At 31.9% G+C, this 10,671-nt stretch carries 15 protein-coding genes; 1 reads left to right on the top strand and 14 read right to left on the bottom strand.

All coding sequences use genetic code 11. The annotated features are described in order from the left end of the window. Window positions 1–554: 554 nt before the first annotated feature. The 14 genes from BKP45_RS08695 to BKP45_RS08630 all read right to left on the bottom strand — a co-directional run bounded on the left by BKP45_RS08695 (window position 555) and on the right by BKP45_RS08630 (window position 9,101). Entirely contained in the window at window positions 555–1,250 is a 696-nt protein-coding gene (locus tag BKP45_RS08695) for a metal-dependent hydrolase (protein WP_071389341.1), read from the bottom strand. Between the two features lie 78 nt (window positions 1,251–1,328). Then, complete coding sequence (locus BKP45_RS23540) at window positions 1,329–1,523, bottom strand: DUF6366 family protein (RefSeq protein WP_407639587.1); 195 nt, start codon at window positions 1,521–1,523, stop codon at window positions 1,329–1,331. Window positions 1,524–1,740: 217 nt separating this feature from the next. Next, entirely contained in the window at window positions 1,741–2,043 is a 303-nt protein-coding gene (locus BKP45_RS08685; RefSeq protein WP_071389340.1) for a hypothetical protein, read from the bottom strand. 172 nt (window positions 2,044–2,215) lie between these two features. Next, the gene (locus tag BKP45_RS08680; RefSeq protein ID WP_071389339.1) at window positions 2,216–2,695 is read right to left on the bottom strand and encodes a hypothetical protein; all 480 of its coding nucleotides are present in this window, start codon (window positions 2,693–2,695) and stop codon (window positions 2,216–2,218) included. Between the two features lie 167 nt (window positions 2,696–2,862). Continuing rightward, a complete protein-coding gene (locus BKP45_RS08675) occupies window positions 2,863–3,471 on the bottom strand; it encodes an LptM family lipoprotein (RefSeq protein ID WP_071389338.1) in 609 nt (202 codons plus the stop codon). 94 nt (window positions 3,472–3,565) lie between these two features. After that, window positions 3,566–3,868 carry a bacteriocin immunity protein gene (locus tag BKP45_RS08670; RefSeq protein ID WP_322788161.1) on the bottom strand — a complete coding sequence of 101 codons (303 nt, stop codon included), beginning with the start codon at window positions 3,866–3,868 and terminating at the stop codon, window positions 3,566–3,568. Then, entirely contained in the window at window positions 3,853–4,149 is a 297-nt protein-coding gene (locus BKP45_RS08665; protein ID WP_071389337.1) for an immunity protein TriTu family protein, read from the bottom strand. Before BKP45_RS08665 ends, BKP45_RS08670 begins: the two co-directional genes overlap by 16 nt. A 135-nt stretch (window positions 4,150–4,284) precedes the next feature. Next, window positions 4,285–4,575, bottom strand: coding sequence for a MerR family transcriptional regulator (locus BKP45_RS08660; RefSeq protein ID WP_071389336.1), 291 nt, complete (start codon window positions 4,573–4,575; stop codon window positions 4,285–4,287). A 94-nt stretch (window positions 4,576–4,669) separates the two neighbouring features. Then, window positions 4,670–5,173, bottom strand: a complete 504-nt coding sequence (locus BKP45_RS08655) for a hypothetical protein (RefSeq protein WP_071389335.1) — start codon at window positions 5,171–5,173, stop codon at window positions 4,670–4,672. Window positions 5,174–5,257: 84 nt separating this feature from the next. Next, complete coding sequence (locus BKP45_RS23285) at window positions 5,258–5,392, bottom strand: hypothetical protein (protein WP_281243143.1); 135 nt, start codon at window positions 5,390–5,392, stop codon at window positions 5,258–5,260. Between the two features lie 211 nt (window positions 5,393–5,603). Beyond that, window positions 5,604–5,888: a hypothetical protein gene (locus tag BKP45_RS08650; RefSeq protein ID WP_071389334.1), complete on the bottom strand. Its 285-nt coding sequence runs from the start codon at window positions 5,886–5,888 to the stop codon at window positions 5,604–5,606. A 202-nt stretch (window positions 5,889–6,090) separates the two neighbouring features. Further along, window positions 6,091–6,309 (bottom strand): hypothetical protein, encoded by a 219-nt coding sequence (locus BKP45_RS08645; protein WP_071389333.1) that lies wholly within the window; start codon window positions 6,307–6,309, stop codon window positions 6,091–6,093. 1,425 nt (window positions 6,310–7,734) lie between these two features. Next, complete coding sequence (locus BKP45_RS08635; protein ID WP_071389331.1) at window positions 7,735–8,493, bottom strand: ThiF family adenylyltransferase; 759 nt, start codon at window positions 8,491–8,493, stop codon at window positions 7,735–7,737. Then, window positions 8,493–9,101, bottom strand: coding sequence for an N-acyl amino acid synthase FeeM domain-containing protein (locus tag BKP45_RS08630; RefSeq protein WP_071389330.1), 609 nt, complete (start codon window positions 9,099–9,101; stop codon window positions 8,493–8,495). Before BKP45_RS08630 ends, BKP45_RS08635 begins: the two co-directional genes overlap by 1 nt. Before the next feature lie 174 nt (window positions 9,102–9,275). Between BKP45_RS08630 and BKP45_RS08625 the strand changes: the two genes are divergently transcribed. Beyond that, window positions 9,276–10,490 carry an HD-GYP domain-containing protein gene (locus tag BKP45_RS08625; protein WP_169824086.1) on the top strand — a complete coding sequence of 405 codons (1,215 nt, stop codon included), beginning with the start codon at window positions 9,276–9,278 and terminating at the stop codon, window positions 10,488–10,490. The last annotated feature ends 181 nt before the right edge of the window (window positions 10,491–10,671 follow it).

The following is a 10,671-nucleotide window of genomic DNA, read 5'->3' as shown; positions in this document are numbered from 1 at the left end:
CGCCTTTTACGAAGGATAGAATGTAGTTTTCTGCTATGCGTAAGGCATCAACCCTCTCGAATAACTAACATTATGGAGCTCAATCCCTTCAACCGCTTGGCTTTCGGCCCGCCACCTCACTGTCTACGCTTAAAGACTAAAGTTACCTTCAGCCCTCCAAGACTCGCTACGAGCGAATGGCTAGTTCTTACTCGACGGGAATCCCACCCGTTATATGATACGACCTAGGCTCGGCCGCACACGCATCTCGTTAGTGAAATTTCAGATAGCTGTTAGCCCTAGAAAGTTGCACCATTTCGTAACCACTTTCTATAGTTTTTAAATTGAAAAAATAAACAAAAACCAATCGCCATTAAATTACCAATTAAAATTTCACCCCATTTAACCCTAAGATACTGCAATATCATTTATACACCGCCTTTCAATTTATTCTTTAATATCGAAACTTATAAATATACAAAATCAATAAATGAAAATTTACTAACCTGCTTCGGTAGCACCACGACAACAGCGACAGCTACTGAACTATCGCATCTGTTAGTTGAACAATATAATCAAGAACCTATTTCCCTTTCGCTTTCGATATGAACTTTTGTATTATAAATGGGAGAATATCCATTTACCCATACTTCATCAGTTCTTATCTGAAAAGCCCACCAACCAAACTTGCTAGGATAGGTTAATAACAATGTCACTTCTTGAACATCATATTTACTTTTTAATGTACGTTCGAGTTGTACTTTAGAAATAGATAAAATACTAAAATATGAACAAATAATTATAGTACCAATTAGGATGACTGTTTTACCTTTTCTATTAAAAAAACAAATAATAACACTTAAAAGTAAGGTGATTATAATAATTAAATCAATACTACTTATTATATGAAAATCAAATTCATTTTTCTTAAATGGATAAAGAAAAGCTACTCCATTTCCAATATAATCTATAAAAATATGACCAATTAAAACTGTAGTTGAGAAAGTTATCCACGTTTTTAAAAATGAAAAATCTTTAATAAGTTTTCGGAAAGATAAGGCAAATAACAATCCAAACAGTGGTACTGAAATAATTGAATGACCAAATAAATCGCCAAAAAACTTTGTTACATCTGGTGAAACAGCTGATAATCCTCCAAACAAAAATAATATAGTTCTCTTTTTCTTTGATAAGAAATCTTTGTTAAACAAAATATAAGTAATACTTACACCTACTAAAAAGTGAAGTATAGTGTGTAATAAATACTCCATTTAACCCCCCATATAAACTTTAAACATAAATGGATGTTAAGGCTATGCCTATAACTCCATATTTTTTTAACAACTTATTCAACATTTCTGCTCTTTAATGGAACAAGGGTGTTTTATCCTTATTCCAGATAAGCTTTCTTTAATTGAAGAAAATGACGCTATTATAAAATCTATTATGATTACAAGAATAAGTATCCCTGTACCTTTCCAACCTAAGCTGTTAACTAAAGCCACAAGACCACCACTGTTTGCTCTATTAAAAGCATCACTCATATTACTAGCTGGATTTCTTTTTAATTCCTCTTGTCTAACCTTTCTCTTAGTCTTTCTGGTGTTACTTTATCTTCACTCACTTGAACGCCTCCAGTTTTAAAATCTATATATGGTATTTCCTTTCTTTAACTCTTCTGCTCGTCACTTAAACAACAGTAGGCGTTGCTATTGAAACATCTCGTAAACTATCGCTCTCGTTTGTTGAAGAAGTATGATTTCACTGATGAATTTCTTTTCTTTTCTTATATTTATTAACAATAAAGTTTGTTATCAAGTAAATGACGATTACATTCAATGCAATACTCAGTGGATTGATTAATAAACCATCATTACCAGAGAAAAAGTTCGTTCCAAACCAAGCACTGTGAGGTTCGCTTTGATAAATTGTTATATTGGTAAAAGGGTAGCCATACGCATATCTCCCCATGCCATCACTGATAAATCGACTTGGAATTAACATAGTTATTAAAGTACATAACAAAAGACTAAATCCTAGTACTTTGTTATTGAAATGTTTCAATGTATAACCTCCTACCTCAAGTGAATACTGCTGATTATTTTTACGGTTAGTCTAGTTCCACAATCCAACTCATTAGTTTTAAAAAGTGGCACTCTCTTAATAAAGGCTTCTCCCTGTTAGCGACACAAGCGTGGTAATCACTTGTTCCACTAAAGCTCCCGTAAACTTTATTTTAAAAATTGTTAATGGTGTTAATTTCATTACCATTCTTGTCTATAAAGCGGACATTTAGATTATCAGTTTGAAGTTCGTTTTCAGTGTCAATAAATACCCAAGCTCGATAATTTTTATCAAGTTCTAAAATCATTGCTTCATTATCATTAACTATGACTTTTTCCGTTTCGAATACATAATCATCACGTATCCATCCTTTAATAAGACCTGAAGTCTTTAAGAGGCAGTTTGACTTGTCCCCAATAGAATAAAAACCTAACCTCCAACCAAAAAAACCTTCTTCAAATTGTGAGAATGCAAAGCGGTTTCCCGTTCTAAATATAATAAATTCATAATCATCATTAATGCTAATCGCTTTATCAATAATATCATCTCGTTCAAAGTTTTCTCGAATGAGCAAATTATCGAAGGCTTCTTCTACTGTAGAAAAACTTATACTTTTTGTTTCGATAATTGCGAGAGAAATATACAACATCAATAAAGTTAGAACCACAATTATAGTGACTTTTTTTAAAAGTTGAAACCGTTTTTTTTCAATTTTTCCCCCACCTTCTTAATAATTACTGTTTTGCTAAACTGCTCATTAGTGAAAATGCGACTGCTTTATTGAACACTCGCACCAGTTAGTGGAATAACCATACATTCTTATTTCGTAAATTTACTTCTAAGTAGATAAACAACCTCATGGTTTTCTAATTCGTTGATACGACGTTCAATGTCTCTATAAAATTCAGAAGAAAATGAAACCATTGAGCCTTCATCCCATGAATACCCTATACTCGCTAAAACCATCTGCTCGTTCGTAACATCCATTTCTTCGCTCATGTTTCCCCATACGATAGACCTACCTGCCGTACCTTTTGTTGAAACGATATCAGAGGTTCTTACAGAGCCTGTGCCTCCATTACTGTTAATCCCTATATTAAACAAAGTTTGATTTTCAATGACATCTAAATCAATGATTGTAAGAATAATAGAACCATTATTCATAACTTCAGTCGTAAGGTGTCCTATTTTTTCATCAACCAATTTACCAAATTCATATTTCTCAATCCACACAGATACTTCTTTATATTCTCTTTCAATTTTGAAGTCAAATACAAATGATTGATTGGATGTAGTTGAAAGTATTCCTTTTTCTCTGTCAGTCAACTCCGCATCTACTATTGTATTTGATTTTACGTTGTTGTTCCCACAGGCACTTAAAGTAAATGCTAACATTGTTACTATCGTAATAATAAGTAATTTTTTCATTATCCCCACCCTTTCTTCTTGAAGAAAACTGCTTCAATACTTGAAGAAGCGACAGCACTGTTGTGCTATCGCACTCTTTACTTAAATAAGATTTTTATGTAAGTTGCTTATAAGACAAAGCCTTTTCTACGATTTCTTTTGGGGTAAGTTCATCATCGTTATAAAATATTAAATCGCTTACTGCTGGATGAAGGACATTCTCTTCCAAAACTCGAAGCATATTATCCATTTCATCCTCTGTTCCTTCTACATTACAAATCTTCTCAACAAGTTTGATTAGTTCCTCTTTAGTTAAGCCATTACTCAAGCTTATTCTCCTCTCTTTTAGTTCTAAAACGATAGCCCTTTGTTTAACTCTTGCACTCGATAGTGCAATAAGGATTATCCTCCAAGACAATCGAAATACTCCTCTAAAATGGACTTAACACAGGGAGTTTTTTCTCTAATTTCGAGGTGTTTATTTAATACTGTTTGCCCTGTAAGTTGGTCTACAATTTCAATATCAATCGCACCAGAATTCCATACGGTAACTCTGCCCATCTTTGTAACTGATAAATGGTCAGCAAAAATTGATGGATTGTCTGTTAGAGTAGGTCCAGATATTAAATCCGTTTCAATTCCCTTTTTCCTAAGCTCTTCTTTATTTTCTTTAAACCAAGAATAAAACAGTTCTTCCACTGATAATCATTCCTTTTATATTGTGTAAAAGCATTCGTTAGCCTACCATGAAGCCCAGCTTCACCACAGAAAATGAAAGTTAACTGCGTTTTTTCATGGTAGTGTAATAAACTACTAATCTCTATTAGAAAAGAGTCAACTTCCTATCTTCATTAACCATTCACGCAATTTAGCTTTTGGGTAATATATCTTATTGTTTATTATAATGTGTGGAATATTTGGGTGTTCACTAATCATATTTTTTGCATCTTCCTTAGAAATACCTATAAAATGATGAACCTCATTCTCTTTAATTAATTCGTGGTCATCACTTTCATCTAACGACTCTAAAATATTTTTTGAATTTGGATTATTAAAATTTTTTAATCCATCCCCAATTAAATATCCTGCAATGGCAATTCCCAGTGCTAACCATATATAATCCATCCGAACTCCCCCAATTAATTAAGAAGTGATTTATTTGACCTTTCTTCAACAATCGTTCACCGTTAGTGAAAAATGTAGTGTAACTCTTCAAAGGTTATGACCATTTATCATCATCATCAACCCATTGATTACTTTTTAAATCATAAGATTTAATATCATCGTGGAAAACAAAGAACGATGGTAAATTCAATATATTCCCACCTGACTTTTTCCAATTTTCACTAAACCAATCAATAAACGCTTTTTGTTCCAACTCGGATATCGCTGGATAGTTTTCTTCGTAAAAATTATCAATAAAATCATCCAATAAATTATCATTTAACTGATAGTATTTTATATCAGGAATTACATCTACACTACCAGCAAGAACTGTTGTGTCATTACCTTCATAGAAAACTTCGTTAGCTTCTTTATCCATAGAGAACATCCTTATTGAGATTTCAAAATTTGTAGGTTCAATAAATGCGGTAAAATCCAACAAATCTATTTCAGAAAAGAAGTTGTATGTAAAAATATTTTTAAGGTTAGCAACTAACACATCTGAATGTTTTTCAAGGTTAGCTTTAATAGAAGAAATGTATTGGTCTACTGTAAACATAAATAACCTCCAAAAAATAATTAGGCAAATCACGTTAAGATTTTTAACAATTGCACCCGTTAGCTTAATTGCAAAAGTAAATCGCTATTTTTTTATAGCCCATAAAATAACTATACCTAATCCAAGTAAAACAATCACAATATATACATACCAATAATCAATAAATAACTCATATTGAAGTTTCTGAATTTCTTTAAACCTTTCATAGAATTCTATCAAGGTTGTCCCCTCCATCGTAAACCCCTTTAATTTGTAAATATAAAACAAATGTAATTAAACTCTTCTGCTCAATAGTTACAAAGTAAGCGTCACTGTTTCTGTTCCAGTAACGCTAACCCGTTACTTTAAGTGTACCTTTTCACAAGTTGCTTTTGTAAAACCTACTTTTTTAACTATAACTTGAGAAACGCACTCCATTACTTATTCCTTACTACTTTTCATCATTTACATTGTTGGGTGAATGATGAAATAATGTAATAATTATTATTAAAAATGCAGCAGTAAATATTAGTTTTGAAATGGCGATTATCCCTATTGCAAATATTGACCAATTACTAATCATATAAAATGAGAGACCTTCAAGAAATATTAACAGGAAGCCAAGTAAGATAAGATTTTTAATTGACCGTTTTAAGTAAAAAATAAAACCTAATACAAGTAACAATGGATAGATGAATATCAAGATTGAAGATAATATGTCAAGTAATGTGTCCATAAAATTAACCAAACCTCCTAAAACATCGTTAGCCGAAAAGTAACTATTTAATAAAAAGTATGATTTCCCCCTATTTATATACAGATTTTTATATAGATACCATAACTTAATTAGAGAGTCAAATATTCAACTAAACTCCCCTTTACTGGAACTAAAGTAACGAAAGCTTTTTGTGTAATCGCCACCCTTTATCTTAAGTTCATCACTTCACATAATTCGAATTCCGATTTTTATGTGAATGTCTTTTATCAGCGGCACTTAGTATAAATAATGTAGCAATAATACCCCAAACAATTGCTTGTATAGTTGCTGTCCATTTACCAAATGACAATAAGAATAATACTATTGGACTAAATAATATTAAAGATATTCCTATTGCAAATGCCAACTTTTCAGGTAGTGCTTTAATTTTATCTAACATTTTTTCACCTTTTTTCCTAATTTTTATTATTTCACTCTTTAACAATCCTGCCAGTTAGTTTAAGTGAAACAATTTACAAACGAACATAATCCTATCAACAGAATAACATTTTTATCCATTTGTAGATATGACAAATACATTAACGAAAACTTATTAGATCTTCAACAATTTGGCCCTATTGTTGAACAACTTCCATTGCATTACTTTTAAACTCTGTTGCTTGGGCGCACCCTTTACGTGGAGAGGCAGGAGTGTTAGCCTTTTTGCAATGGCAGCTAAATGCAATTTGTGTTCAAAAGATTAGCTTGCATGATATAATCTGAGTTGGTAATAGTTACAAATTGTTATTATTGGAGTGACAATCATATGAATGATCATAAGAAAGAGAATTACGAAATATTCAAATGGATGTCTATCATTTGTCTTTTCCTAATACCTATTCCTAGTGGTATAGGTATTTTTTTGATATTATTCGAGATCCGAAACAGATCTTTTATATGGCATTTGGCTTTTTATTATTCAGTTGGGAAAATTGGTCTACATACAAACAAAAATCTATTCAAAAGTAGTTTTAAATTGTTTACTGCACAGCAGTTTCAGTCTAGTACATCATTAGACCGAAAATGGAAAAAGGAACAACCCTCTTTATTCGAGAATTGTTCCAAATCTTTGAATTTTGTTTATATGAATTCTTTTTTTGATTAACCATTTTGAAATACTTGTGACGTTTATTTAGATAATAATTCCATACCTACAGAAAATATTTATGAGGGAAAGGATGGGTGTAAAATTACCCTCAATTATCTTCACTGATTTCTATCTCTTTCAAACATATCCCATTTTTCGTTTTTAACCTTGAAAAATATCTATAAACACAACTTCATTTTCAGATAACGAATAAATAAAGGGGAATTTCGCATTCAAATTCCATATAAGTTAACATTGTAATTAATATACAAAACGCACAGATATAACATCTGTGCGTTTTTATCCTGTTTCTTTTCTTATTGCACTAATGCTTTGCCAACGGACACAGTGAACCTTATTTTACCGATTCGATCAAATAATTCGAGCTATCGGACATGAGGTACGTTATTTCATGAAAATCTGCTATATTTGGTGCTAAATTAAGTAAATAACGAACCTGATATCCGTTACCCCTTTTAAAATACTCCTTTGTTCACAAATAACGGCTTTCTTGTCCGGGAGAACTCGTTGTAGCTTCGATAGAACGAGTTTCCTAGTAATTTAATGCATTTCATAATTCAATATTATGCTATTAAGTGACTATATGTAGATGCGTTAATCCACTCGCACCTACATATAGTTTGATATGGCTCAATTTAGGTAATTATGAAATTCACTCAATTGTAGAGGAATTTAATTTGTTTTTAATCATTCATTACTGAGTTGATATAATTTTTTTTACTCAAATTGTAATTGAAAATATTCTGGAACAATCGGTGGGAATTTTCGGCCTAATAAATGTAAAACAAGTTGAGACACAAGCACCCCCGGTCCTAATGCCTGACCTACGCTAATCGTTGGTATCGTACGATTATTAATCCATGCTGCTATTTTTTCTTCTGTTGCGTATTCAGGAAGGCTTTGACTGTATCCAGATGGCGGAAATGTTTGACCTTGTAATTCATCTATTGCTATATCTTCCGGTATACCAATATATTCTTCAAGCTTTATTCCCAATGGAGAAAAGGTCAAAACAGAAGTACCAAAGCCAAGGGCTACCGCAGTAGTCACAAATAAGTTTTTCTGACGAGCAGCTCGGTGGAGAGCGACAGATTCAGCAAAAGCAAAATAATCAACAGCATCAATCACATAATCTGCTCCATCTACAAAAGATAGTGCATTTTTTTTATTAACCCCATCAAAATAACAAACGATTTCTAGGTCAGGATTTATAGAAAGTAAATGATTTCTTAATGCTTCCACTTTTCTCTGTCCAACAGTATGATGTGTTGCTGCACATTGTCGATTAATATTTGAAACATCAAATACATCAGGGTCTGCCAAAATTAATCTACCAACTCCCATACGAGCAAGTAATTCAGCAGAAAAACCACCAATACAACCGCAGCCTGCTATAGCAATCGTTGTATCATGAAGCTTTTGAACTTCTTCTTCTGTCATAATCCCTACATTTCGAATAAATTGGTCCTTAATCATTATTTTACTACCTCCAATACATTTTCTTCACTTTTCACAAGATAGTCATATAAAGAACGTCGTTTTTCCTTTAATGTGGCAAGACATTCTGATAGATTCAACACACATGGAATCGTTTTTGACCCAAGATAAACATTCGGTTCTCCTATTACTTCAAATGGAAATTTAAACATTCGATGCATATAATTATATACTCTTTCATCAATACAACAAATCCAATGTGTAAGACCATTAGATAATGAATAATTTAAAACTGTTTTTATTAACCCTAATCCCACATCATGTTTCGGCATCTTTGTAAATGCGCTAATTTCCGCATATTTATTTTTTTCAAACCGTGATAATTTCAATTTTTTAATATCAAAAATATTGAAATGACTCATTGTTGGGAGATCATCTAATGTCATAAAAATGAGTCTAGTAACCCCTACAACTTCCTTCGGATCAGCTGTTTGTACAACAAAATAAGTTGAATTGCCTATGTAAGGATCATCCTCATTTTTTTTAAAAAATCCTACTTCTTGATAACGCTGATGATGCAATGCAATAGCCTCTTTACGTAAAATTCCCTCTACTCTTCCAAAATAGTATTCTTTTTTCATATCCATTTTAACACTCTCCTTTAAAATTTTCCCTACAATTCTATTAAAAGGAAAATATCGGTAAATTAAAAGCATTTTTTGACATTAATTTATTAAATTATAGTTATTTAGATAAAATAGTGATAAAATTTTTGTGGGTTAGTCGTTTTTTAAATAAAAGAAAATAGGATGATAGACAACATGAATAAAATCGTTAATGAAAAAGAACAGTTATTACAAAAATTAATTAAGAAACACGACAAGAATTTGAATGATCAAATTTTAAAAATCTCCCTCATCTATATTATGCTAAGTATTAGTTGGAATTTTATTTTCCAATGGCTTAATCTTCCTTTTTCCCGCGCAGACCTTAGTGTACTATTACTCTGTTCTGCCGTGTGGTTTACTGTGTTCTTGTTCTTTCGTTTCACAAAATTTCCCCCACACATAATGACACATGTTGTCTTATTATTTGTGGTGTTTGTAATAATTAGTTTGTATTTTGGTTCAGGCTATTCAGAGTCCTGGAGTTATTTCCTACTGATACCGATTATTAATAGCCTATATGGTAAACGTTTCCTGTCAATCTCTTACTCAATAATTGGATTGCTAAGTTTGGCTGCTGTTAGTATTCGTTTTCCGATGGACACTTCTTATATTGCTGATGATATTGATATTTCAAACCGTATTTTACTTTATATTATCATAGCAACATTTAGCTATTTATTATTAAATAAGTTAGACATGCTTCGTAATAAACAAGTCAATACGGTTATTCATTCAATGGAAATAACACTTGAACAAGTCGTCCAAAGTTTTAATATTGCAGTTGAAGCAAAAGATCAATACACATTTGGACATAGTGAAAGAGTTAGTAAATACGCTGTTGCATTAGCTAAACAACTTCCTGAATATCAGGATGAACAAAGACTTAAACATTTACGGTTAAGTGGACTCCTTCATGATATCGGCAAAATCAATATTCCTGAACAGATATTAACAAAATCAACAAAGTTAACAGATAAAGAATATGAAGTTATCAAAACCCACACAACTTTTGGCGCACAAATGGTTGAAAAAGTAGATGGGTTAGAAGGATTAAAAAGCGGGGTATTATATCATCATGAAAGATGGGATGGCAAAGGATATCCAACGGGAGCAAAAGGAAAAGAGATCCCATCAGAGGCTCGAATATTGGCTGTTGCTGATGCTTTCGATGCGATGACATCTACGAGAGCCTATCGAAATGAGCTTCCTATCGAAGAGGCTTTTCGACGGTTAGAAAATGGTATAGGAACACAGTTTGATCCTAACTTAGCTCAAGCAATTGAAGCTGCTAAACCTGAATTTTCAAAAATACATTCTGATTCCCATAACCCATTAGACGAATTTGAGAAATTAACTGACATTTTATAATAGAATATTAAAATTGTCTTGTCATTTCAACTAATGCCATTGTATATTTATAAAGGTAATAATATTATAGAATTTGAATTACAGACCTTGAGTAGTAGTATATATTTACTACTACTTTTTTTATTAAAACAATTCTAACACCCTAAGTTAACCGTGCGACGGTTATAGATGGTTAAGAAAA

It is taken from the genome of Anaerobacillus alkalidiazotrophicus, assembly GCF_001866055.1.
This window is presented reverse-complemented; position numbering and strand designations above follow the sequence as displayed.

What these genes read in the sequence shown, in the direction of transcription:
- BKP45_RS08645 (WP_071389333.1), bottom strand. Translation starts at nt 6,309, where the DNA reads ATGTTAGATAAAATTAAAGCACTACCTGAAAAGTTGGCATTTGCAATA.
- BKP45_RS23540 (WP_407639587.1), bottom strand. Translation starts at nt 1,523, where the DNA reads ATGAGTGATGCTTTTAATAGAGCAAACAGTGGTGGTCTTGTGGCTTTA.
- BKP45_RS08655 (WP_071389335.1), bottom strand. Translation starts at nt 5,173, where the DNA reads ATGTTTACAGTAGACCAATACATTTCTTCTATTAAAGCTAACCTTGAA.
- BKP45_RS08630 (WP_071389330.1), bottom strand. Translation starts at nt 9,101, where the DNA reads ATGGATATGAAAAAAGAATACTATTTTGGAAGAGTAGAGGGAATTTTA.
- BKP45_RS08695 (WP_071389341.1), bottom strand. Translation starts at nt 1,250, where the DNA reads ATGGAGTATTTATTACACACTATACTTCACTTTTTAGTAGGTGTAAGT.
- BKP45_RS08660 (WP_071389336.1), bottom strand. Translation starts at nt 4,575, where the DNA reads ATGGATTATATATGGTTAGCACTGGGAATTGCCATTGCAGGATATTTA.
- BKP45_RS08675 (WP_071389338.1), bottom strand. Translation starts at nt 3,471, where the DNA reads ATGAAAAAATTACTTATTATTACGATAGTAACAATGTTAGCATTTACT.
- BKP45_RS08650 (WP_071389334.1), bottom strand. Translation starts at nt 5,888, where the DNA reads ATGGACACATTACTTGACATATTATCTTCAATCTTGATATTCATCTAT.
- BKP45_RS08635 (WP_071389331.1), bottom strand. Translation starts at nt 8,493, where the DNA reads ATGATTAAGGACCAATTTATTCGAAATGTAGGGATTATGACAGAAGAA.
- BKP45_RS08625 (WP_169824086.1), top strand. Translation starts at nt 9,276, where the DNA reads ATGAATAAAATCGTTAATGAAAAAGAACAGTTATTACAAAAATTAATT.